Raw genomic sequence first — 24,706 nt, forward strand, 5'->3', positions numbered from 1 at the left:
ATGTTTTGTGATGCCGCCTCTTTGTGCGTGGCCCCTCACCCTAGCCCTCTCCCCGCAAGCGGGGCGAGGGGACGACCTCATCAAGCGGTAGGCCTCTCCTCAAAGTGAAGCCGCTTGGGGCACCAATCCCCCTCTCTCCGCCTGCGGGAAGAGGGCCGGGGGTGAGGGGCAATCCGAGCTTTCAACTCACTCGATTGTCGCGAGTCATCCTCACTTCGCCTCGCGAAACATCTCGATAATGGCCGAAAAATCGCGGCTGCCATTTCCGAGCTTTTCGAAGAGCGCATAAAGCTGCGCCGCCTCCGCGCCCAGGGGCGTCGATGCGCCACTGGAGAGCGCCGCCTCCTGCGACAAGCGCAGGTCCTTCAGCATCAAGGCTGCTGCGAAGCCGGGCTTGTAATCATGATTGGCCGGTGAAGTCGGCACAGGACCGGGCACCGGGCAATAAGTATTGATCGACCAGCACTGACCAGAGGAAGTCGAGGCGACATCGAAGAGAGCCTGATGCGAGAGGCCGAGCTTTTCGCCAAGCACGAAGGCCTCGCAGACGCCGATCATCGAGATACCGAGGATCATGTTGTTGCAGATCTTCGCCGCCTGGCCGGCGCCGGCATCGCCGCAATGAACGATCTTCTTGCCCATCACCTCGAGCAACGGCTTGGCGGCAGCAAAGCTCTCCGTCGAGCCGCCCGCCATGAAAGTCAGCGTTCCCGCTGCGGCGCCGCCTGTGCCGCCGGAAACGGGCGCATCGAGCGAGAGGCAACCAGCATCACCGGCCATCGCATGCGCCTTGCGGGCGCTATCGACATCGATGGTGGAGCTGTCGATCAACAGGGTCCCCTTGGGCACGGAGCGCAGCACGTCGGTCCAGACGGTGAGGACATGCTGGCCCTTCGGCAGCATGGTCACGACCACCTCTGCATCCGCCAGGGCTTCGGTGAGCACGCTGGCAGGCTTTACCCCCGATGCTTCGGCTGCCTTCAGCACATCATGCGAAAGGTCGAATCCTGTGACGGCGTGGCCGGCCTTGACGAGATTGGCGGCCATCGGCCCCCCCATATTGCCGAGGCCGATAAAGGCGATCCGTGTCATGATGTTTTCCTCCCATGATCGGTTATTTTGCGAAAAGCGGTGGCTGCGCCGGTATGAAGAAGCGGTCGATGGCATCCGCCGTCACTTCGGCAAGGCTCGCCGGCGACCATTTCGGATTGCGGTCCTTGTCGATGACGGCGGCGCGCACGCCTTCGTAGAAATCGTGATTATACAATATGCCCTTGCAGGCGCCGAGTTCACGATTGAGGCATTCGCCAAGATCGGCGCTCGTTCGCCCTGCCCTGAGAAGCCGCAAGGTCAGCTTCAGGCTGGTCGGCGAGCGGCTGGCGATGACGCCGGCAGCTTCAGCGGCAAACTCTCCGGGCTCACCGGCCAAGGCCTTCAGAATCTGCTCCACCGTGTTTGCCGAAAACGCCCGGTCGATCACATCCCGATTTGCGGCAAGCCGGCTTTCGCCGGCGTCTACCGCCATCGTCCGGATCAGCGCATGCACGTCTGCTGCCGTGGCCGAGGTAGACAATGCCGCAATCGCATCGACCAGAGTCGGCAGTTGCGACGATGCCACACAGTGATCGGCAAAGCCGGCATGGATGACATCGGCGGCGCCGATGGTCAGGCCTGTTAGGCCCATCCAGGTGCCGGCTTCCCCCGGCGCCCGCGGCAGCAGCCAGGTGGCGCCGACATCCGGGAAATAGCCGATGCCGGTTTCGGGCATGGCGAGGCGCGTACGCTCGGTGACGACGCGATGGCTACCATGCGCCGAAAGTCCGACGCCGCCGCCCATCGTGATGCCATCCATCAGCACCACATAAGGTTTGGGATAGCGCGAGATGGCGTGGTTGAGCAGGAATTCCTCGCGCCAGAAGGTTTCCGCTTCATCGGAGCCGTCCTTGCCGCTCTGATGCAGCAGGCGGATATCGCCGCCGGCGCAGAAGCCGCGCTCCCCCTCGCCCAGAACGATGACGCTCGCAATCGCCGGATCGGCGGCGAAATCCGCCAGTGCCGGAGCGATGACCCGCACCATCGGCAATGTCAGGCTATTCAACGCCTTCGGCCGGTTGAGCCTGATGATCCCGGCCGACCCCCGCCGTTCGATGATGACTTCGTCCGTGCTATCCATGCAAATCTCCTGTCCCTGCTGCCATCGATCCTCAGGGATTCATCTGTTGTCGGCAAGGATCATCTCGGCTGCCTTCTCGGCGATCATGATGGTTGGTGAATTGGTATTGCCCGACGTGATCGACGGCATGACGGAAGCGTCGGCGATGCGCAGCCTTGCCAATGCCCTGAGCCGCAGCCGCGGATCAACCACGCTTTGCGCGTCGCCGCCCATGCGGCATGTACCGACCGGATGGAAAATAGTCGTGCCGATATCGCCGGCGGCGCGCTCTAGGTCCGCATCGGTCTCGTAGGTCGGCCCGGGCTTGAACTCCTCCGGTCTGAATCGGGCAAAGGAAGGCTGCGCTACAATCCGCCGCGTCAGACGAATGGAGCGCACGGCGATCTCCCGGTCACGTGCCGCCGAAAGATAATTCGGGCTGATGGCCGGCTGCAGGGCGAAATCGGGGCTGCGCACATGCACCGAGCCGCGGCTTTCAGGTCGCAGATTGCAGACGCTGGCGGTGATGGCTGGAAAAGGGTGGACAGGATCGCCGAATTTGTCGAGCGAGACCGGCTGCACATGATATTGCAGATCCGGCGTTTCCTTGTCCGGCCCGGAGCGCGTGAAGATGCCGAGCTGGCTTGGCGCCATTGCCATAGGGCCTGAACGGCGAACCAGATATTCGAGGCCGATCGCAGCCTTGCCGATCAGCTTGGTCGCCTTCTCGTTCAACGTGGGCACGCCGGTCACCTTATAGGCAAGGCGCAGCTGCAGATGATCCTGCAGGTTCTCGCCGACGGACCGGACCTCGCGGACGACGTCGATACCGGCTTTGCTCAGCACCTCGCCGTTGCCGATGCCTGACAGCTCAAGAATGTGCGGCGATCCGATGGAACCGGCCGATAGTACCGTCTCCTTGTTCGCATAGGCGCGCTTTGCTACGCCATCATGCTGGAACTCGACGCCGGTCACGGCATCGCCCTCGACGATCAGGCGGCGGACCTGCGCCTTGGTATAGACGGTGAGATTGCCGCGCTTCATGGCCGGCCGCAGGAAGGCTTTCGTCGTGTTCCAGCGGATGCCGGAGCGCTGGTTGACGTCGAAATAACCGGAGCCTTCGTTGTTGCCGCGATTGAAATCCGCCGTCTCGGGGATACCGGCCTCCTTGGCCGCGGCCTGGAAGGTGTCGAGCACGGCCCAGCGCACGCGGGCCTTCTCGACCCGCCATTCGCCGCCGGCGCCATGCATCTCATCCTTGCCGCGATAATGATCCTCGGACTTGATGAAATAGGGCAATACGTCGTCCCAACCCCAGCCGGCGCAGCCGAGTTGGCGCCAGAGATCGTAGTCGCGCGACTGGCCGCGCATGTAGATCATGCCGTTGATGGAGGAGCAGCCGCCGAGCACCTTGCCACGCGGATAGTTCAGCGATCGACCGTTGAGACCTGCTTCGGGTGACGTGGTGAAACACCAGTCGGTGCGGGGATTGTTGATGCAATAGAGATAGCCAACCGGGATATGGATCCAGTGGTAATTGTCATTGCCGCCGGCTTCCAGTAGCAGCACCCTGTTGTTGCGATCGGCCGAAAGCCGGTTGGCCAGCACGCATCCGGCACTGCCGGCGCCGATGATGATGTAGTCAAAGCTGTCCATTGGTATGCCCCCTCACCCTAACCCTCTCCCCGAGGGGAGAGGGGACTATTTCGGCATTTGCCTCGGCCCCGTATCCGATCATCGTCAAAGACCGTTCCCCCTCTCCCCTCGGGGAGAGGGCTGGGGTGAGGGGGTGCACAACAAGTACGCATAGGTTTGATCATTACCGCCGATATTCAAACCCCAGCTTCCGTCCCAGCCGCGAGGCATAGAATTCGCCGATAACCCCGCGGCGGAAGAGCAAGACGCAGACCATGAAGACGATGCCGGTGATGATGGTGACGGGGAATTCCGAGGTAGCGAGATAGTTTTCCAGCGTCGCCACGAACCCCGCGCCAAAAATCGGGCCGATCAGCGTGCCGATGCCGCCAAGCAAGGTCATCAGGATGACTTCGCCGGACATCTGCCAGGCGACGTCCGTCAGCGTCGCAAACTGGAAGACCAGTGCCTTGACCGCTCCGGCCAGCCCCGCAAGTGCCGCCGACATGACGAAGGCGCCGAGCTTATAATGCGCGACGGAATAGCCAAGCGAAATCGCCCGCTGCTCGTTCTCGCGGATCGATTTCAGGATCATGCCGAAGGGCGAATTGATGAAACGCCAGATGATCAGCACGCCGATCAGGAAGATCGCGAGGACGAAATAATACATGTTGAAGGAGTTGTTGAGATCGAGGACGCCTAGGAGGTAGCCGCGCGGCACCGACTGAATGCCATCCTCGCCATGGGTAAATGCCGCCTGCAGGCAGAAGAAATAGAACATGTAGGAGAGCGCCAGCGTGATCATGGCGAAATAGATGCCCTGCCTGCGGATGGCGACGAAGCCCATGACGAGGCCGAGCAGCGACGCGCCGGCGACGCCGATCAGGATGCCGAGTTCGGGCGGAAGCCCCCACTCCTTCACCGCATGGGCCGTGAAATAAGCGGCCCCGCCGAAGAAGGTGGCGTGACCGAAGGAGAGCAGGCCGGCATAGCCAAGCAGCAGATTGAAGGCGCAGGCAAACAGCGCAAAGCAGAGCACCTTCATGACGAAGATCGGGTAGATGAAGAACGGCGCCCAGATCAGGCCAACGAGGCCGAGGATCAGCAACAGCTTCTGCACCGAAAGCTTCGGACGCTCCTTGGAACTCAAGCTGATCAATCCAGCCATATCACGCCTCCCGACCGAAGAGACCCGCGGGCCTCAGAAGCAGCACGATTGCCATGATGACAAAGATGACGATGTTGGAAGCTTCCGGATAGAAGACCTTGGTGAGGCCTTCGGCAATCCCAAGCATATAGCCTGTCACGATCGCCCCCATGATCGAGCCCATGCCGCCGACGACCACGACGGCGAAGACGATGATGATCATGTTCGACCCCATCAGCGGCGAAACCTGATAGATCGGTGCTGCGAGCACCCCGGCGAAGGCGGCAAGCGCGACGCCGAAGCCGTAGGTCAGCGTCAGGAGCACCGGCACGTTAACGCCGAAAACCTGGACGAGCGTGGAATTCTCGGTCGCGGCGCGCAGATAGGCGCCAAGCTTGGTCTTTTCGATCAGCAGCCAAGTGCCGATGCAGACGACCAGCGAGGCAATGACCACCCAGCCGCGATAGACGGGCAGGAACATGAAGCCGATATTTCTTGCGCCCGCCAGCTCCGTCGGTACGGCATAGGGTTGGCCGGAGGAGCCGTAGAGATAGCGGAAGGTTCCTTCTATGGTCAGGGCCATGCCGAAGGTGAAGAGCAGGCCATAGAGCGGGTCGACCCTGTAGAGCCTGCGCAGGCAGAACCTTTCCACCAGCGCGCCAAACAGGCCGACGGTCAGCGGTGCCAAAACGAGGGCCGGCCAATAGCCGATGCCGGCATAGGAAAGCAGCAGATAGGCGGTGAAGGCCCCGAGCATATAGAGCGCGCCATGGGCGAAATTGATGACCCTGAGCATGCCGAAGATGATCGCGAGACCAAGGCTCAGCAACGCATAGAAGGAGCCATTGATCAGCCCGATCAGCAATTGACCGAGAAGAGCCTGGGCGGGGATGCCGAATATCGTCGTCATGCTCAGACCCCCAGAACCTTGTGCAGCATATCCATGCGCTCGGAGAGCTCGCCGACCGGGAATTCCGAGATCATCTGGCCGTGATCCATCACATAGAAGCGATCGGCGATGCGGCTGGCAAAGCGGAAATTCTGCTCGACGAGCAAGATGGTCATGCCACGGCCTTTCAGCTTCTGCAGGACTTCGCCGATGCGCTGAACGATGACCGGGGCAAGGCCCTCGGTCGGTTCGTCAAGCAGCAGCATACGGACGCCGGTGCGCAGGATGCGGGCCATGGCGAGCATCTGCTGCTCGCCGCCAGAAAGCCTTGTGCCGACGCTGTTGCGCCGCTCATGCAGATTTGGAAACAGCTCGAAGATCTCGTCGAGCGTCATGCCGCCTGCCGCCACGACCGGCGGCAGCATCAGGTTTTCATAGACGCTGAGCGTGGAAAAGATGCCGCGCTCTTCCGGCACGAAACCGATACCCTGATGTGCCGTCTTGTGCAGCGGCACCTGCATCATGTCCTTGCCGGCAAAGGTAATCCTGCCCTTGCGGGCGCGGACGATGCCGACGATGGTGCGCAATGTCGTCGTCTTGCCGACGCCGTTGCGGCCGAGGATGGTGACGGTTTCCCCCTCGCCCACACGCATGTCGACGCCATGCAGGATGTGACTTTCACCATACCAGGCATTGAGGCCCTGAACGTCCAGAAGCGGCGCCATCGTCAAGCCTCCTCCGTGCCCATATAGGCTTCGCGGACGCGCGGGTCTTTGCTGACCGTCGCATAATCGCCCTGGGCCAGGATTTCGCCGCGCTGCAGCACGGTGACATGATGGCAGATATCGGCAACGACCGAGAGATTGTGCTCCACCATGAGCACAGCCCTGTCGCGCGCCACATCTCGGATGATGGCGGAAACGGTGTTTACGTCCTCCAGCCCCATGCCGGCCATCGGCTCGTCGAGCAGCAGCACCTTCGGATCGAGCGCGAGCGTCGTTGCGATCTCCAGTACGCGCTTGCGGCCATAGGAAAGATCGGCTGCTACAGCATCACGCTCCTTCGACAGACCGACAGAGGCGATGAGCTGTTCGGCGCGGGCATTGAGGCTGTCGAGAGCGGATAGCGGCCGCCAGAACTGGTGGGCAAGATTGTTCGGCCGCTGCAAGGCGACGCGAACATTGTCCAGCACCGTCAAATGCGGGAAGACGGCGGAAATCTGGAAGGAGCGCACGAGACCCATGCGCGCGACCTTGTCGGGTCTTGTCTTGGTAATATCGGTGCCGAGCAGCGTGATCGTGCCGTGCGTCGGCTGCAGGAATTTGGTGAGCAGATTGAACACCGTCGTCTTGCCGGCGCCGTTCGGGCCGATCAGAGCGTGGACCTGGGCATGATGCACGTCGAGATCGACATTCTTGACGGCGGTGAAACCACCGAAATCGCGGCGCAGTCCCCGGGCGGACAAGACCACCCGGGGCTCTTCATGCGGATGTGTCGCTGACATCGCCATGGGCTGTTCCGAGCCCTATTGCTTGACGAGGTCGCAGCCGCTCTTGGCCGGATCGATATAGGCGTCCTTGCCGGGGATCGTCGCCAGCACGTTGAAGTAATCCCACGGCTCCTTGCTGTCTTCCGGCTTCTTGACCTGAAGCAGATACATGTCGTGGATCATGCGGCCATTGGCGCCGACCGTGCCGCCGCGGCCGAAGAAATCATCAACCGGCATTTCATGCAGCTGCTTGGCAACGGCGTCGGTATCATCCGTGCCGGCCTTCTGCACGGCCTTCAGATATTGCATCACGGCGGAATAGGTGCCGGCATGGATCATGTTCGGCATCTTGCCGGTGCGGGCAAAGAAGCGCTTGCCGAATTCGCGGCTCTTGTCGTCGAGGTTCCAGTAGTAGCCTTCGGTCAGCGTCAGGCCTTGCGCCGCCTGCAGCCCGAGGCCGTGCACTTCGGCGAGCGTGAAGAGCAGTGCCGCCAGATGCTGGCCGCCCTGGGTGATGCCGAATTCCGAGGCCTGCTTGATGGCATTCGAGGTGTCGAGGCCGGCATTGGCAAGGCCGATGACCTTGGCGCCAGAGGACTGCGCCTGCAGCAGGAAGGAAGAGAAATCATTGGTCGACAGCGGATGGCGGACGGAGCCGAGCACCTTACCACCGCTTGCCTTGACGAAATCGCTGGTCTGCTGCTCAAGCGAGTAGCCGAAAGCGTAGTCCGCGGTCAGGAAGAACCATGTGTCGCCGCCCTGCTTGACGAGCGCGCCGCCGGTACCGACGGCCAGGGCATGCGTGTCATAGGCCCAGTGGAAGCCATAGGGCGAGCATTGCTTGCCGGTGAGATCGGTGGTCGCGGCGCCGGTGACGATATCGATCTTCTTCTTTTCCTTGGCGACCGCCTGCACGGCGAGCGCGACCGAAGAGGTCGTTAGCTCCATGATGGCATCGACCTTGTCCTGGTCGTACCATTGGCGGGCGATGTTGGAGGCGATATCGGGCTTGTTCTGGTGGTCGGCATCGACGATCTCGATCGGCACACCTAGAACCTTGCCGCCGAAATCCTCGGCGGCCATCTTGGCGGCCGCTACCGACGACTTGCCGCCGAAATCCGCATAGACTCCGGACTGATCGTTCAGAATGCCGATCTTGACGACACCATCGGACGGGCCGGCGGCGAAAGCCGCGGTGCCGGCAAGCAGAAATGCAAGGGACGCAATAAGACTCTTTCGCATATCCTCTCCTCCCAGAGATTTGGCAAAAACGAATCTGTTCAAAATTGGCCAGCCGCTTTCCTCAAAGCGACTTTTCCCGATAGGCAAGATCACGGAATTCGCGCGTTGACGCAAGTCGCGATTGCAACTAATTCCAAACAAGGTCTGTTCATTTTTGAACAGAGGGGGAGGCATGAAGCGCACGCCGCATTTTACCTGGGACGATCTGCAGTTCTTCCTCGCCGTTGCGCGAACGGGGCAACTTTCGACTGCGGCGCGACAGCTGCGTACCAGCCATGCCACGGTCTCGCGCCGTATCGACCGGCTGGAATTCGCCTTGAAGGTCAAGCTCTTCGAGCGCAATCCGCGCGGCTACATGCTGACCGGAATGGGGCAGCGCTTCGTCGATACGGCCGAAAGAATGGAGCAGGAAACCGAGCGTCTGCGGACCGATCTTTCGACGGGATCGGCAGCCCAAGGCGGCGTGGTGCGCATCAGCGCGCCGGAGGGGTTTTCCAATTTCTTCTTCACCGGCGTTCTGCCGGAATTCACTGCGAAACATCCGAACATTTCGCTGGAGCTGATCACCATCCAGCAGATCATGTCGCTCTCGCGCAAGGAAGCCGACATCGTCGTGGTGCTCGACCCGCCGAAGGCGGGACCCTACTTCACCGAAAAACTGACAGACTATCATCTGCAGGTCTACGGATCGCGCGATTACCTTGCCCGCCATCCGCCAATCGAAAGCCGCGACGATCTGCCTGACTTCACCTTCATCGGCTATATCGAGGACATGATCTTCGCGCCGGGCCTGGACTATCTCGATGACGTCCATCCGCGCATCAGGCCGCAATTCCAGAGCTCGAGCATCTTTGCGCAGCTGACGGCGACGAAGAATGGCCAGGGGCTGTGCGTGCTGCCGTTCTTCATCGCCGGCAAACATCCGGATCTGCAGGTCGTGCTACCACATGAGGTGGATCTCAGGCGCCACTACTGGATCACCTGCCACCGCGACCTGCGCCAATCGCCACGCGTGCGCACCGTCATCGATTTTTTGGCGGAAGCCGTACGCAGGAACGCACCGGCGTTTCTGGGCCCCTGGAGAAAAACCGAGAACTGAGATCGCTTCAGGCTATAGCGTGCTCGGGGCAGCATAGATCTTGCCGAGCCCGGCGGCATCGAAGCTCGCCCGCTCGACGAGGCGAAGCTCCCAATCCAGCGACGAACGCACGATCGTTTCCAAGCTGTCGTGTTTTGGAACCCAGCCCAGCTCGCGACGAGCAAGCGTCGCGTCTGCAACAATGCTCGCCATATCGCCAGGCCGGCGCGGAGCGATATGGATACGGAAGGAACGGCCATGGATGCGCATGACCATGTTGAGCACGTCAAGCACGGAATAACCGTGGCCATAGCCGCAATTGGCAACCAGCGAGCGGCCGCCATCGCGCAGATGGCGCAAGGCCACGAGATGCGCCTCAACAAGATCGCTCACGTGGATGTAGTCGCGCACGCCGGTGCCGTCATGTGTCGCGTAATCCGTGCCGTAGATATCCACCTGACGGCGGCGGCCGAGGGCCGCCTCGCAGGCGACCTTGATGAGATGGGTGGCACCATCAGTGGACTGACCAGCCCTTCCCCCAGGATCAGCGCCGGCGACATTGAAATAACGCAGCGCCACATAGCGGAAATCATAGGCCGCGGCGGCATCGCGCAGCATCAGCTCGGACATGAGCTTGGATTGACCATAGGGGGATTCAGGCCGCAACGGCACATCTTCGCTAACCGGTCGATCCGCGGGCTGCTGACCATAGACGGCAGCGGTGGACGAAAAGACGAAATAGCGGATGCCGGCCCTGACGGCGGCGCTCATCAGGGCGCGGGTCTTGCCGGTGTTGTTTTCGTAATAGGCAAGAGGGTCCTCGATCGACATCGGCACGACGGCAGAGCCAGCGAAATGGATGATGGCTTCTATATCGTTCTCGGCGAAAATCGTTTTGAGCAGCGCCTCGTCAGCGACATCGCCGAGATAGAAGCGGGCCGCGGGCGGCACTGCCCAGCGAAAGCCCGTGGAAAGGCAATCGAGAACAACAACGTCCTCGCCCGCGTCAAGCAATCTCCAGACCATGTGGCTGCCGATATAGCCGGCTCCGCCCGTCACCAAGACAGTCATTCTTCGCGTCCCCGCCAAGTCTTATCGGCGATATATGAGGCCGCTTCCCCTGCGAAATTGATTAAAAGCCGGAGGTGGGGCGGGAAAGATTGCGAGAATGGTTAGAGGGGGCTTTCGCAGTTTGATTGGATTTTATGGATTGGGTATGCGACGGCAGGCCTCGCATATATCGGAGAGTGCATACCCCCCTCTGTCACTTCGTGACATCTCCCCCACAAGGGGGGAGATTGGTAACCTGTAGCATCAACCTACCTTAAACCAACTTCGTATCCGCAGAGAGTGAAGCGGATTGTATTGTTAAGGGCGGCTGTAAACTCCCAACGATCTCCCCCCTTGTGGGGGAGATGTCGCGATAGCGACAGAGGGGGGTATCAAAGGTGAGGCAAGCGAGAGGATGCCTTTCGATCGTGGAGCCGGTCGAAGCGAAGCCCTCACAAACTCAAAATATATCTACTCAACCTTTCCGCGGCATCCGCCACCTGCACCGGATCGCGCAGGAAGCAGGCGCGCATGAACAGCTCTCCGCCCAAACCGAAGGCCGTTCCGGGTGCTAGGCCGACGCCGGTCTTATCGACGATGTCAATGGCGGCCTTGCGGCTGTCGGTGACGCCGTCGATCCTGAGGAAGGAATAGAGCGCGCCATCCGGCTTCAGCGTCTGCACGCGATTGGTGGCGATCAGCGCGTCGCAGAGGATGTCGCGCGAGCGAGTGGCCTTTTCGATATTGGAGCGAACGAAATCATCGCCCTCGTTCAGCGCTGCAACCGCGCCTCTCTGCATGAACTGCGCGACGCCGGAAGTCGAATATTGCACGAGGTTTTCGATCACCTGCCCGAGCTCGGCCGGTGCGACGATCCAGCCGACACGCCAGCCGGTCATTGACCAGTTCTTCGAGAAAGAATTGACGAAGAGAATCTTGTCGTCGGCTTCCTTGACATCCAGGAAGCTCGGCGCGCGGCCGCCCGCATAATAGTAGAGCGCATAGATTTCGTCGGCCATGATCCAGAGATCATGCTTGCGCGCCAAAGCGAGGATATCGCGAAGATCCTGATGGGTCGCCGTCCAGCCTGTGGGGTTGGACGGGGTATTGATGAAGAGGCCCTTGGTCTTCGGCGTAATCGCCCCTTCCAGCCGGTTGAGATCGAGCGACCATTTGCCGTGTTCAAACTGTAAGGGTACGGCGACGGAACGGGCGCCTGCGATCTCGAGCGCCGCAGCAATGTTCGGCCAGGCGGGCGACAGATAGACCATCTCGTCGCCGGGAGCGGTGATCGCCTGCACGGACAGCTGGATCGCCTGCATGCCGGAGCCGACGACATAGAAATTCTCCATCGGCAGCGAGGTGCCGAAATGCCGGCCATAATAATCGGCGAGCGCCTGACGCAGCTCGGGAATACCGCGCTGCCAGGTGTAAAAGGTTTCGCCGGCGTTGAGCGAGGCCATGGCGGCGCGGTTGATGAAATCCGGCGTCGGCAGATCGCCCTCACCGACCCAGAGTGGCAGCAGGCCCTCACGGCCGCGGGCATAGTTGACAACTTCCACGATCCCGCTTTCGGGCGCTGCGAGCGCGCGTGGGCTGAGGCTATCTAGTATCGACATGCAAAGTCTCCGGTTTCTGCCTTCATAAAGCAGAGCGGCGGACAAATCCCATGACTTTGCCTTAGTGACCGATCGATTTTGGTGATGAATAAAGCCCCGATCCTTGACGGAACCGGAGCTTTGAAAGAGGTTGAAGCAGGCCTATCAGCGCTTGGCGAGAAGATCGCGGATTTCGGTGAGCAACTGAACGTCGGCCGGCGGCGGAGCTGCCTCGGCAACCTTCTCTTCCTTGCGCTCGAGCTGGGCACGCAGCGTGTTCACGCCCTTGACCATCAGGAAGATGATCCAGGCGAGGATGAGGAAGTTGATGAGGACGGTGATGAAGTTGCCGTAGGCGAAGACCGCCCCCTGGGCACGGGCGGCTGCCAGCGTCGGCGCGTTGACCGCCGAAGAAAGGCCGATGAAATAGTTCGAAAAATCGAAGCCGCCGAAAATCGCGCCGACGATCGGCATGATGATATCGTCAACCAGCGATTTCACGATGCCGCCGAAAGCGCCGCCGATGATCACGCCGACTGCGAGATCCATGACATTGCCGCGGGCGATAAATGCCTTGAATTCATTTAGCATTGAGCAGTCCCCTTCGCGTTGCCGTTGAATTCACTGATGATAATTAGCACCATCTTTTTCCTTATTTTTCAACAGCAAATTGACCAGGAGTCTTGTCCAGGCATGCATATCCCATGATAATTTCACCACATTAGCAACTTTAGGGCGCATATATTCGGCAGCTTGTTCGTCAGTTGCGAGCAACCAAGCCGAGGCCACTGGCTGTACATCAGGGATCTAGGGTCAGTCGTTCGGCATAGTCGGCCGCGCGTCAAGCGCTGACGGCACTCTCCCGCATCACTTCCGCGACGAGCTTGCGAACGTAGTCAGGACCGGGCGCCTGATCGAAGAGAATGCGATAGATGATCGGCGAGATGACGTGATCCATCAGTTCCACCAAAGTCGGAAAGGGCTCGCCAGCCGCCTCCGCCCGCGCAATAAATACGCTTAGTTGGCAGCGTGTATAGGTGCAGCATTTTTCCGCATTTGCGCTATCGGGTACCGCGAGAACATCGCGCAGCAGTTGCCGTCCGACTCCCGAGGCCATTTCATCGGCATATTGCTCGACCCAGGCCTCCAGGTCCTCCCGGGCGCTGCCAATCCTAGCGGGCTCGCCTTCAGGCTGCAGGCGTGAGGCGGCAACATCCGCCAGAAGCTTTTGAAGGTCGCCCCAGCGGCGGTAGATCGTCGACGGCGTGACATTGGCGCGCTGCGCGATCAGCGGGATCGTCACCTCGGCGCGATCCATCGTCGCCAGCATGTCGCGGACGGATTGATGCACGGCCGCTTGCACTCTGGCGCTGCGCCCGCCGGGGCGGGGATTTTCTCTGTAGCCCATAAGCCCTTGCCAATTTTTCCCGTTTTGCGGATCGTGAATGATCCGTGGACATTCACTAACGCAAATTATTTGTTTTTATACATCAGGCGCCCTATATGCGTCTAACGCAATCTTTTAGCTTTAGGTAGGATATAGTCGATGACCGAACTCGATTCCACCGGCAGCGCTCCGATTTCACCAGCCAGACGCCTGGCGCCTTTCTATTATGCCGCAACCAGCGCGCTGTTTTTGGCTGCCTCGTCCGTACCGACGCCTCTCTATCGCCTTTATCAGCAGGCCTTTGCCTTTTCGCCGGTGCTGCTTACGGTGATCTTCGCCGTCTATGCCTTCTCCCTTCTCGCCGCGCTCCTCATCGTCGGCTCGATCTCCGACCATCTCGGCCGTCGGCCTGTGATCTTTGCTTCGATCCTCCTCAATATGGTGGCGATAGTATTGTTTTTAATGGCCAGTGGTTCGGATTGGCTAATTGCCGCCCGCATCGTGCAGGGCTTCGCGACGGGCACTGCCGTCAGTTCCGTCGGTGCCGCGCTTGTCGATCTCGATCCGATCAGAGGATCGATCACCAACAGCCTTGCCCCGCTTGTGGGCATGGCGATCGGCGCGATCGGTACGAGCCTGCTGATCCAGTTCGCGCCGGCCCCGACCGTACTCGTCTATATCGTCACGCTTGCCCTGCTGGCGCTGCAAGCCGCGCTGCTATGGCTGATGCCGGAGACTACGAGCCGAAGGACCGGCGTGCTCGCATCGCTGAAGCCGGAAGTCGCCGTTCCCCAGCAGGCGCGGCGGACGCTGCTAGCGCTGACGCCGATCAATATCGCCGTCTGGGCGCTCGCCGGCTTCTATCTGTCGCTGGTGCCCTCGCTGGTCAGCGCCACGACCGGCAGCACGGCGCCGCTGGTCGGCGGTTCTGTAGTCGGGGCATTGACGATCAGCGGTGCGGCCGCGGTGTTCCTGTTGCGTAAGCGATCCGCCGCCGCGATCATGAAGTTCGGCATACCAACCATGTGCCTCGGCATACTGACCATCATCGCCGGCATGCATGCGGCTGAAGTGTCGATCCTCGCCCTGGGAACTGTGATTGCCGGCTCGGGCTTCGGGGCGGTTTTCCTCGGCACGGTCAGAAGCATCATGCCACTGGCAAAGCCCGACGAACGCGCCGGGCTGCTCTCCGCCTTCTACATCCAGAGCTACCTCGCCTTCAGCGTCCCCGCCATCTTCGCCGGCTTCCTGTCGAAAGCGCTCGGCTTTGCCGAGGCTGCCGATATCTATGCGGTAGCGATCCTTCTGCTCGTGGGTTGGGGCGTCGTTGCGCTGAGGGCGGGGCAAGAGAAGCCATTGAGCAACGCGTAAGCAAAATCTTACGTACTCGCCATTGATCTAGGCTGAACCAATCAACAAAAAAGGGCCGCTCCTGACAGGGGCGGCCCATGATTTGTCGCGAGCAATAGCTCTCCGGTTCAGGCCGCCTTCTTGGCGCCATAGGGATCGAAGCGGCCGTAGAAGGTCTCGCCCTTTGCGGCCATATCCTTCAGAAGCGCTGTGGGCTGGAAATGCGGGCCGTAGGGGGCCGCCAGCTTTTCGCAGAGCTCCACGAAAGCCTTCACACCCATGCCATCGATATAGGACAGCGCACCGCCGGTATAGGGAGCGAAGCCGAAGCCGAGGATGGAGCCGACATCGGCTTCGCGCGGATCGGTGACGATGCCTTCTTCGATGGTGCGGGCAGCTTCCAGCGCGATCGTGACAAGGAAGCGCTGTTTCAGCACGTTGACATCAATCTCATCGGCCTTCTTCTGCGGATAGAGATCCGTGAGGCCCGGCCAGAGCGACTTCTTCGCCGGCTTCGGCGGGTAATCGTAGAAGCCCTTGGAGTTCTTCCGGCCTAAACGACCCTCGCCTTCGACGAGACCGCTGATCAGCTGCATATGACGCGGGTCGACCGCCTTTTCGCCGAGATCGGCAACCGTCGCCTTCAGGATCTTGTAGGACAGATCGATAGCGACTTCATCGTTCAGCGCCAGAGGCCCGACAGGCATGCCAGCCATCTTGGCGGCATTCTCGATCATGGCTGCGGGCACGCCTTCGATCAGCATGTCATAGGCTTCGTGGATATAGCGGAAGACGCAGCGATTGACGAAGAAGCCACGGGTATCATTGACGACGATCGGCGTCTTCTTGATGGCGGCGACATAGTCGAGCGCAACCGCCAGCGCATGGTCGCCGGTTTCCTTGCCGAGGATGACTTCGGTCAGCATCATCTTCTCGACCGGCGAGAAGAAGTGGACGCCGATGAAATCGACCGGGCGCTTGGAATTCTTCGCAAGGCCCGTGATCGGCAGCGTCGAGGTGTTGGAGGCAAAGACGGCGCCGGCCGGCAGCACGGCTTCGACGGCCTCGATAACGGCCTTCTTGACGTCGCGATCCTCGAACACGGCTTCGATGACGAGATCGGCATCTTTGAGATCGGCATAATCGGCCGACGGCGTGATGCGCGAGAGCAGAGCTGCGCCTTCGTCCTGCGTCAGCCTTCCCTTACCGATCGAGTCCTTGACCAGCCCCTCGCCGACGCCCTTGCCCTTGGTTGCGGCTTCGATATCGCGGTCGATAAGCGTGACCGGGATGCCGGCGACAGCCGTGACATAGGCGATGGACGCGCCCATGAAGCCGGCGCCGACGACGCCGACCTTCTTCAGCTCCGTCTTCGGCTGGCCGGCCGGGCGGCGGGCGCCCTTGCCGAGTTCCTGCATGGAGATGAACAGCGAGCGGATCATCGAATAGGCTTCGGTGGTCTGCAGCACATGGGTGAAATAGCGCTGCTCGATCTTCAGGCCGGTATCGAAGGGAACCTGCAGGCCTTCATAGACGCATTTGAGGATGGCGAGCGCTGCCGGATAATTGCCGGATGTCTCGCGACGCAGGATGGCCGGGGCTGCTGGCCAGAGCTGGGCTGCGGCCGGCGTCCAGATGCCGCCGCCCGGTGCCTTGAAGCCCTTTTCGTCCCAGGGGGCGATGGGCTTCAGGCCATCCTTGATCATCTGCTTGGCGGCCGGGATCAGCTGATCCGGCTCGACCACCTGATGCACCAGGTTCATAGCCTTGGCGCGAGCCGCCGTCAGCGACTGGCCCGTCGTCATCATCTGCAGGGCGGATTGCGCATCCGTCAGGCGCGACACGCGCTGCGTGCCGCCGGCGCCGGGGAAGATACCGACCTTGACCTCGGGCAGCGCAATCTTGACGCTCTTGGCGTTTGACGCGACGCGGCCGTGGCAGGCCAGCGACAGCTCGAAAGCGCCGCCCATGCAGGTACCGTTGATGGCCGAAACCCATGGCTTGCCGCAGGTTTCGAGCTTGCGGAACAGGCCGGTCATGCGGCCGACGAGATCGAAGAGCTTCTGCGTGGCAGCGGCCGGATCCTTCGCCTTTTCCTCCTGATAGAAGGAAAACATCGACTTGATCATCGAGAGATCGGCACCGCCGGAGAAGGAGGATTTGCCTGAGGTGAAGACCACGCCCTTGACGGCCGCATCGGCAACCGTGGCATCGATGATGGCGTTCAGCTCCTCGAGGATCTCGGCGGTGAAGACATTCATGGACTTGCCGGGCATGTCCCAGGTAACAAGGGCTATGCCGTCTGCGTCGGTTTCGACGGTGAAATTCGTGTAAGCCATTGGTTTCCCCTCCTCAGACGCGTTCGATGATCGTGGCCGTGCCCATACCGGCGCCGATGCAGAGCGTAACCAGCGCCGTGTTGAGGTCGCGGCGTTCCAGCTCATCCAGCACGGTGCCGAGGATCATCGCGCCGGTGGCGCCGAGCGGATGGCCCATGGCGATGGCGCCGCCATTGACGTTGATCTTGTCATGCTCGATATCGAAGGCTTGCATGTAGCGCAGCACGACGGCGGCAAAGGCTTCATTCAGTTCGAAAAGATCGATGTCGGCAAGCGTCAAGCCGCTGCGCTTCAGGAGTTTTTCGGTGACGTCGACCGGGCCTGTCAGCATGAGCGCCGGGTCGGAGCCGATATTGGCGAAGGCCTTGATACGGCCACGCGGCTTCAGCCCCATGCTTTCACCGCCCGCCTTGGAGCCGAGCAGAACGGCGGCAGCACCATCGACGATCCCGGAGGAGTTGCCGGCGTGATGGACGTAGTTGATGCGCTCGACTTCCGGATGCGCCTGGATGCCGACGGCTTCGAAGCCTCCCATCTCGCCGGGCATCTGGAAGGACGGATTGAGCGAGGCGAGCGCCTGCATATCGGTGCCGGGACGCATGTGCTCATCGCGGTCGAGAATGGTCAGGCCGTTGATGTCCTTCACCGGAATGACCGAATTCTTGAAGTAGCCCTTCTCCCAGGCATTGGCGGCGCGCTTCTGACTTTCGACGGCATAGGCATCGACGTCATCGCGGGAGAAGCCGTATTTCGTGGCGATAAGATCGGCCGAGACGCCCTGCGGCATGAAATAGGCCGGGAAATTGACGGAGGGGTCCATGAACCAGGCACCACCCGACATGCCCAAGCCGACGCGCGACATGCTTTCGACGCCGCCGGCGATGACGATGTCATCAGCCCCTTGAGCGATCTTGGCCGCGCCGAAATTCACGGCATCAAGGCCGGAGGCGCAGAAGCGGGAAATTTGCATGCCAGGCGCCTTGGTGGAATAGCCGGCTTCGAAGGCAGCGCCCCTCGGGATAACGGCGCCTGCTTCCATGACAGGATCGACGCAGCCCATGATGATGTCGTCAACCGTTTCGGTATCGAGGCCGTTGCGGTCGCGGATCGCCTCCAGCGTCTTGGCGGCAAGGCGCACGGAGGGCACTTCATGCAGCGCCCCATCCTTCTTGCCCCGCCCGCGCGGCGTGCGCACGTGGTCGTAAATGAAAACCTCGGTCATGTCTCATCTCCCTGCAGCGGCTGGCGCCGCCTTGATCAAAAGGCTTCCGCCGCCAGTTCCATCATCGTGTCGGCACCGGTTTCGATGCGCGCCTTGCGCAGCGCCGTTTCCGGCATGATGCGCTCCATGTAGAACCGCGCCGTGACAAGCTTGTTCTTCAGATAATCCTCGCGCGCGCTGTCGCCAGCCGCAAGGCCTGCCTGCGCCGCCTTGGCCATCTTCGCCCACATATAGCCGAGAACGACGAGGCCGAAGAGGTGCATGTAATCGGTCGAGCCGGCACCGGCATTGTCGGGCTTGGCCATGGCATTCTGCATGAACCACATGGTTGCGGCCTGCACATCGTTCAAGCCTTTCTTCAGATGCTTGGTGAAGAAAGCCATCTGCTCGTCGCTGCGGTTTTCCTCGCAGAAATCGCCGATTTCCTTGAAGAGAGCCATGACGGCGCGGCCGCCGTTCAGCGCCAGCTTGCGGCCCACGAGATCGAGCGCCTGAATGCCGTTGGCGCCTTCATAGATCATGGTGATGCGGGCATCGCGGACATACTGGCTCATGCCGTGCTCTTCGATATAGCCGTGACCACCGAAGACCTGCTGTGCCATGACGGCATGCTCGAAGCCCTTGTCGGTCAGGACGCCCTTCAGGATCGGCGTCGCCAGACCCAGCATATCGTCAGCTGCCTGGCGGTCCTTCTCATCCGGGGAGCGATGGGCGATATCTGATTTCAGCGCCGTCCAGAGCAGGAAGGCGCGGCCGGCCTCGTTGAAGGCGCGGATCGTCATCAGCGAGCGACGGATATCCGGATGCACGATGATCGGGTCCGCCTTCTTGTCGGGCGCCTTCGGGCCGGAGAGCGAGCGGCCCTGAATGCGCTCGCGGGCATAATTGGCCGCGTTCTGATAGGCGATCTCGGCGATGGAGAGACCCTGCAGGCCAACGCCGAGGCGAGCCTCGTTCATCATCACGAACATGGCGTTGAGGCCCTTGTTCTCCGCACCGATCAGGAAGCCTGTGGCCTCATCATAGTTCATGACGCAAGTGGCGTTGCCGTGGATGCCCATCTTGTGTTCGATCGCACCACAGGAGACAGGGTTGCGATCGCCGAGCGAACCGTCATCCTTGACGAGGAACTTCGGCACGATGAAGAGTGAGATGCCCTTGGTGCCCTCAGGCGCACCTTCGATGCGGGCAAGGACGAGATGAACGATATTGTCCGTCATGTCGTGCTCACCGGCCGAAATGAAGATCTTCTGACCTGATATCTTATAGCTGCCATCAGGCTGTGGCACCGCCTTGGTGCGCAAGAGTCCGAGATCGGTGCCGCAATGCGGCTCGGTGAGGTTCATGGTGCCGGACCAGCTGCCCTCGACCATCTTCGGCAAATAGGTCTGCTTCTGTGCGTCGGTGCCATGCACGAGGATGGCGGCAATAGCGCCCTGCGTCAGGCCCGGATACATCATCAGAGACATGTTGGCGGCGGAGGTATATTCGCCGACGGCGCAGTGCAGCACATAGGGAAGCCCCTGCCCGCCGAATTCTTCCGGCACGGCAAGACCCAGCCAGCCACCTTCGCGATAGGCGCGATAGGCTTCTTTGAAGCCCTTCGGCGTCGAGACGGTGCCGTCGTCATGGCGCACGCAGCCTTCCTGATCGCCGGAATAATTGAGCGGGAAAAGCACCTCTTCCGACATCTTGGCCGCTTCACCGACAATCGCCTCGATCATGTCAGGCGTGGCATCGGCATAACCCGGAAGATTGTTGTAGCGCTCCAGCCCAAGCACATCGTTCAGGACGAAGAGCGTATCGTTCACCGGGGCCTTGTAGACTGGCATTTCTCGAATTCCTCCAATTCGCCGCCGGACCTTGAGATTCCGGCCACTTTCATACTCTTACAAAATATTGACGTTTGCGTAAACGTCAAATTCGTGTCTCGCGGTGAAATTTTAATGAAGCCGATGGGGGGAGAGCATTCTGGATATCGCCGATACCTCCCCTCCGCCCAAGCAAACTGGTGCTGCCTCAGCGCAAGAATATCAGGCGGCGGTACAGCAGAACCAAAATAAAAGGTTAAGACATCAGGCAAACTTAACGAGTTGTTTACCACGTTTCGTAAATTGTACGAGTTGAGCAGCAGTGCTTCGCGTTTCTTCAACTTATGCTTGGAAATCGCGCTGTCTATGCCGCTCTGTTTGAGGAAAGCCAATAGATTTATCCCTTTCCGAACGGCGGGATGCAGACAGCAAGGCGATGCAGCAACGTCTTCTTTCGTCAGCATGACAGCCTGGTGGTCCACAGTTCGAGGCGAGCAAGAGATATGAGCGGATCGCGATCAAATCATACCGGAACCGGTGACTGGACGTCGCTGGATGCTCTGAGCCGCACAATCGAGGGGCTGGAGGCACGCATCGAAGGGCTGATGGGAACCGCCGCCGCGCGCGATACGCGCCAGCGCGCCGCTGCCGGCTATGCGCCTGCTCCCGAACGAGCCGCACCCGAGCGGATGCCGCCCCGCCCCGACCGCGAACAATATGCCAGTCGCACTTACGAGCGCCCGCTCCGCAACGAACGTCACGAGAGCGACCTTCGCTCCGATCCGCTTGCCGAAATCCGTCAGCGCCAGCGCACGCTGGAAGCAAACCGCGAACGTCTGCAGCCACGGCGCGAGGAAATCGCGCATGCAGAACTGCAGCCGGCACGACGTCCGATCGACAGCTATCCCCAGCGCCAGCCGATGCGGGCCGCTGCCGCCGACGCGCCGGTCGATATCGCCCAGGCGCTCGTCAACCTTCGCCAGGATCTGAAGCGCGACATCGCCGATAGCGTGAGCCGCGAAGTCACCGCCTTGCGTGCCGAAATCCGCGATATCCGCGAAAACGCCGAGGACAAGCATTTCGCCGCCGATGTCCGCCAGGACATGGCCAGGCTTGCCGACAGCATCAACCAGCTCGCCGGTCAGCCGGAGACTGCCGGACTGAAAGCAGAATTCGATGAGCTGCGTTCGCTGATGGACGGCCTCGCCCGCGAAGAGTCGCTTCACCATGTCGAGCGTCAGGTGAAGGCGATCGACACGTCGGGCCTGCAGGACGAGCTCGTCTCGCTTGCCTATCGTCTCGATGACATCAAGCAGCATCTCGGCGGCGTGAACGACAGCCCGGCCGTGCATGCGCTGGAAACCAAGCTGCTGACGATCGCGACCGCGATGGAAAGCCTCGGTTCGATGATGCAGCCGCAGGACCAGGCCATGCAGCGGCTGGAAGGCCGCCTCAGCGGCCTTGCCGACCAGATCGACATGATGAGCCGCGATGCGGGCCGGCGTCAGCCTGCCGACGACCTTTCCGGCCGTCTCGAAGCGCTTGCCATGCGCATCGACGAACTCGGCAGCGCCAAGGCCGTCGCCCGCCTCGAGGAGCGGCTGGACCAGCTTTCGTATCTGATGGAACGTTCGCAGAAGGCCACGCCGCAGCCGGAGCTCGTCACCTATCTCGCCGACATCTCCCATAAGATCGATGCGCTGGAACATGGGTCTGTCGGCAACGCGCTGGCCGACCGGCTGGATTATCTCGCTCGCCGCATCGACGAGATCGATTTCCATCCGGCAGCGCCGGCCGCAAGCCTCGACGACAGCATGGCACGCCGGCTCGAAGGCCGCCTCTCCGACATCGCAGCCCGGCTGGAAGCGAGCACTGCCGCTCCGCCGACGGATACGCAGGCGCTGCGCAGTCTCGAAGAGCAGATCGCCCATCTCTCGACATTGCTGACGGCCGAGCCTCGCGCCGGCGGCGATCATCTGCCTCCAGATTTCGATCGCCGCATGAGCGCGATTGAGGACTATATGGCGACCAACGACGAATATATCATCGAAGCGGCCCGCCATGCGGCGGAAACCGTCGTCGAAGCCTATTCGCGCGAAGGCGCAATGGGTCATGGTGCACAGGCGGCCGATATGGCGGCATTGACGGCACTTGCCGAAGACCTTCGTCATCTTGAGGACCTCAGCCGCGCCAGCGACGAGCGCACGCACCGCACCTTCGAGGCTCTGCACGATACCCTGCTGCAGATCGCCGACCGTCTCGATCATATGGAACAGCGCAAGCCGGCGCCCGTCATGCCGGCCGCGACATTCGAAAGCGACGTCTTTGCCGAAGAGGATGCTCCGGCGCTGAGGCCGCCAATGGCCACGCAGCAGAAGGCGGGTCCGATCATCCGCACGATGGCGCCTGCCGAAGCCTCGGTTTCCGCCGAAGTCGCGGTCGCACAGGCGATCGACGCCAACACGAAGGCTGAAATCAAGGCGGCAGCCAAGAAGAGCGGCAAGACCAGCCTGTTTGCCAGCCTCGGCAAGCGCTTCTTCATGCCGGAAAAGGCCGAACCGATCTTTCTGCCGGACCGCCCGGTCATCGAGCAGGCGCCGTCGATCGATCCCGCCGACGTGATGCCCGGCGAAGAGGCCAACGAACTGCTGGAGCCGGGCTCCGGCGCGCCTGACATCAAGAAGATCCTCGAGCGCGTGCGCGCCAGCCAGAACACGTCGCGCAGCGGAAACGCCCGCCAGCCGAGCGAGAACGAACGGGCCGATTATATCGCGGCCGCCCGCCGCGCCGCGCAGGCCGCAGCCATGGAAGTCGACCAGACGCAGCGTTCTGCTCCTGCTTCCAAGAAAGACGCCAAGAGCGGTGCGTTCTCGCGCTTCCGCCGGCCGATTCTGCTTGCATTGGGCGCCGTCATGCTCGCCATCATGGCCTATCCGCTGGCGAACACACTGACACGCGGCCAGAAGGCGCCGACACCGGCCCAGGTATCGACAATGGTCGCGCCTGCCGATAGTACCGCGATCAATACCGTCGCTGCCAACACGAACCCGGCCGCCAGCAATCAGCAGCCTGCTGCAAACCAGGCCGCCGCACCCTCGATTTCCACGACGGAGACGGCGGAAGTCCAGCCTGCACCCACGGCCACCGATCCCGCCGCACCCGCGAATGATCACCTGACGGCAGCTACGCCGCTCGACGGCAACCAGACGGCAAGCGAAGAGTTGGCTCCTGCCGGCAGCGCACCTGCACAGCAGGCCACCGCCTTCGTTCAGACTGAGAACACATCCGCTGTCTCTCCCGCCACCACGCCGGCAGCGCCGGAAATCGCGGTACCCGACGGCATCCAGCCGCCATCGCTCGTCGCTGCCGCTAAATCGGCCGATCCGGTGGCGCTCTTCGAAATCGGCGCACGCTATACGGATGGCCGCGGCGTTGCTGCCGATATGAAGCAGGCTGCAACCTGGTATCAGCTTTCGGCCGACAAGGGTTATGCCCCGGCCCAATATCGCCTCGCCAGCATGTATGAGAAGGGCAACGGCGTCGATCGCGACCTCGTCAAGGCCAAGCAGTATTACGAACAGGCCGCCAATCAGGGCAATGCCAGCGCCATGCACAATCTCGCGGTTCTCTACGCCTCGGGCACAGTAGGACCGCAGGATTATGATAGCGCGGCGAACTGGTTCGTCCGCGCCGCCAACCTCGGCGTCTCCGACAGCCAGTTCAACCTCGCAATCCTCTATGCGCGCGGCAACGGCGTGAAACAGGACCTGCAGGAATCCTACAAATGGTTCGCGATCGCCGCCAAGAGCGGTGACAAGGACGCCGCGCAGAAGCGTGACGAAGTGGCCAACGCCATGAAACCGGCCGATCTCGAAAGTGCGCGTGCCAAGGTCGATCTCTGGAAAGTGCAGTCGGCCGATCCGAAGGCCAACGGCACCGACATCCCCGACGAATGGACCACCGGCAAGGGCGTGAACACGGCCTCGATCGACATGAAGAAGGCGATCCGCAACATTCAGGCCATCCTCAACAAGAATGGCTTCGACGCCGGTGCACCGGATGGCGCCATGGGGGACAAGACGGTAGCCGCCCTGAAGAGCTTCCAAAAGTCCGTCGGCCTGCCGGCGGATGGCCGGGTCACCGATCAAGTGGTCAAGGAGCTGCTCGCCCGCAACAAGTAGCTTCGGGCTTTCGTGCGAAAACGATCAACCAAAATGCCGGCGTCAGCACGCCGGCATTTTGTTTAGGTAGCTCAAAGCTGCCGCATCCCCTGCCAGCACCCACCATTCCGCTATACAGCGTCACAGAAAAGTGGAA

18 protein-coding genes are annotated in these 24,706 nt (G+C 61.3%); 3 read left to right on the forward strand and 15 right to left on the reverse strand.

Annotated elements, in window-relative coordinates:
* Positions 1-210 precede the first annotated feature (210 nt).
* From mmsB to JJQ51_RS07025, 8 genes are all read right to left on the reverse strand, one after another.
* Positions 211-1,167: a 3-hydroxyisobutyrate dehydrogenase gene (mmsB, locus tag JJQ51_RS06990; protein WP_371864867.1), complete on the reverse strand. Its 957-nt coding sequence runs from the start codon at positions 1,165-1,167 to the stop codon at positions 211-213.
* The gene (locus JJQ51_RS06995; protein ID WP_152095548.1) at positions 1,115-2,173 is read right to left on the reverse strand and encodes an enoyl-CoA hydratase/isomerase family protein; all 1,059 of its coding nucleotides are present in this window, start codon (positions 2,171-2,173) and stop codon (positions 1,115-1,117) included. Before JJQ51_RS06995 ends, mmsB begins: the two co-directional genes overlap by 53 nt.
* Before the next feature lie 39 nt (positions 2,174-2,212).
* Positions 2,213-3,808, reverse strand: coding sequence for a GMC family oxidoreductase (locus JJQ51_RS07000; RefSeq protein WP_269244449.1), 1,596 nt, complete (start codon positions 3,806-3,808; stop codon positions 2,213-2,215).
* Between the two features lie 163 nt (positions 3,809-3,971).
* On the reverse strand, positions 3,972-4,955 hold the full coding sequence (locus JJQ51_RS07005) for a branched-chain amino acid ABC transporter permease (protein ID WP_113351223.1): 984 nt from the start codon (positions 4,953-4,955) through the stop codon (positions 3,972-3,974).
* Position 4,956: 1 nt separating this feature from the next.
* Positions 4,957-5,844 (reverse strand): branched-chain amino acid ABC transporter permease, encoded by an 888-nt coding sequence (locus JJQ51_RS07010; RefSeq protein ID WP_113351224.1) that lies wholly within the window; start codon positions 5,842-5,844, stop codon positions 4,957-4,959.
* Positions 5,845-5,846: 2 nt separating this feature from the next.
* On the reverse strand, positions 5,847-6,548 hold the full coding sequence (locus JJQ51_RS07015) for an ABC transporter ATP-binding protein (RefSeq protein ID WP_112724523.1): 702 nt from the start codon (positions 6,546-6,548) through the stop codon (positions 5,847-5,849).
* Between the two features lie 2 nt (positions 6,549-6,550).
* Positions 6,551-7,333 (reverse strand): ABC transporter ATP-binding protein, encoded by a 783-nt coding sequence (locus tag JJQ51_RS07020; RefSeq protein WP_113351225.1) that lies wholly within the window; start codon positions 7,331-7,333, stop codon positions 6,551-6,553.
* 15 nt (positions 7,334-7,348) lie between these two features.
* Positions 7,349-8,554: an ABC transporter substrate-binding protein gene (locus JJQ51_RS07025; protein WP_113351226.1), complete on the reverse strand. Its 1,206-nt coding sequence runs from the start codon at positions 8,552-8,554 to the stop codon at positions 7,349-7,351.
* A gap of 172 nt (positions 8,555-8,726) precedes the next feature.
* On the opposite strand from JJQ51_RS07025, the gene JJQ51_RS07030 reads away from it, so the two are divergent.
* On the forward strand, positions 8,727-9,653 hold the full coding sequence (locus tag JJQ51_RS07030; RefSeq protein WP_113351227.1) for a LysR family transcriptional regulator: 927 nt from the start codon (positions 8,727-8,729) through the stop codon (positions 9,651-9,653).
* 12 nt (positions 9,654-9,665) lie between these two features.
* On the opposite strand, the gene galE is transcribed toward JJQ51_RS07030, so the two are convergent.
* From galE to JJQ51_RS07050, 4 genes are all read right to left on the reverse strand, one after another.
* The gene (galE, locus tag JJQ51_RS07035) at positions 9,666-10,703 is read right to left on the reverse strand and encodes a UDP-glucose 4-epimerase GalE (RefSeq protein ID WP_113351228.1); all 1,038 of its coding nucleotides are present in this window, start codon (positions 10,701-10,703) and stop codon (positions 9,666-9,668) included.
* 431 nt (positions 10,704-11,134) lie between these two features.
* Positions 11,135-12,301 (reverse strand): pyridoxal phosphate-dependent aminotransferase, encoded by a 1,167-nt coding sequence (locus tag JJQ51_RS07040; RefSeq protein ID WP_113351229.1) that lies wholly within the window; start codon positions 12,299-12,301, stop codon positions 11,135-11,137.
* A gap of 144 nt (positions 12,302-12,445) precedes the next feature.
* Positions 12,446-12,871 (reverse strand): large conductance mechanosensitive channel protein MscL, encoded by a 426-nt coding sequence (mscL, locus tag JJQ51_RS07045; RefSeq protein WP_069611273.1) that lies wholly within the window; start codon positions 12,869-12,871, stop codon positions 12,446-12,448.
* A 250-nt stretch (positions 12,872-13,121) separates the two neighbouring features.
* Complete coding sequence (locus JJQ51_RS07050) at positions 13,122-13,688, reverse strand: TetR/AcrR family transcriptional regulator (protein ID WP_113351230.1); 567 nt, start codon at positions 13,686-13,688, stop codon at positions 13,122-13,124.
* 138 nt (positions 13,689-13,826) lie between these two features.
* Between JJQ51_RS07050 and JJQ51_RS07055 the strand changes: the two genes are divergently transcribed.
* On the forward strand, positions 13,827-15,038 hold the full coding sequence (locus tag JJQ51_RS07055) for an MFS transporter (protein ID WP_113351231.1): 1,212 nt from the start codon (positions 13,827-13,829) through the stop codon (positions 15,036-15,038).
* A 107-nt stretch (positions 15,039-15,145) separates the two neighbouring features.
* Here the strand turns inward: JJQ51_RS07055 and JJQ51_RS07060 are convergent, their stop codons facing one another.
* The 3 genes from JJQ51_RS07060 to JJQ51_RS07070 are packed head-to-tail and all read right to left on the reverse strand — an operon-like array spanning position 15,146 to position 20,410.
* Complete coding sequence (locus JJQ51_RS07060; protein ID WP_113351232.1) at positions 15,146-17,356, reverse strand: 3-hydroxyacyl-CoA dehydrogenase NAD-binding domain-containing protein; 2,211 nt, start codon at positions 17,354-17,356, stop codon at positions 15,146-15,148.
* Positions 17,357-17,369: 13 nt separating this feature from the next.
* Positions 17,370-18,578 carry an acetyl-CoA C-acetyltransferase gene (locus JJQ51_RS07065; protein ID WP_113351233.1) on the reverse strand — a complete coding sequence of 403 codons (1,209 nt, stop codon included), beginning with the start codon at positions 18,576-18,578 and terminating at the stop codon, positions 17,370-17,372.
* Positions 18,579-18,613: 35 nt separating this feature from the next.
* A complete protein-coding gene (locus JJQ51_RS07070; protein ID WP_113351234.1) occupies positions 18,614-20,410 on the reverse strand; it encodes an acyl-CoA dehydrogenase C-terminal domain-containing protein in 1,797 nt (598 codons plus the stop codon).
* Between the two features lie 482 nt (positions 20,411-20,892).
* On the opposite strand from JJQ51_RS07070, the gene JJQ51_RS07075 reads away from it, so the two are divergent.
* A complete protein-coding gene (locus tag JJQ51_RS07075; RefSeq protein ID WP_152095556.1) occupies positions 20,893-24,570 on the forward strand; it encodes a peptidoglycan-binding protein in 3,678 nt (1,225 codons plus the stop codon).
* Positions 24,571-24,706: the final 136 nt, after the last annotated feature.

Source organism: Rhizobium sp. AG207R (assembly GCF_027109195.1).
GTDB lineage: Bacteria > Pseudomonadota > Alphaproteobacteria > Rhizobiales > Rhizobiaceae > Rhizobium > Rhizobium dioscoreae.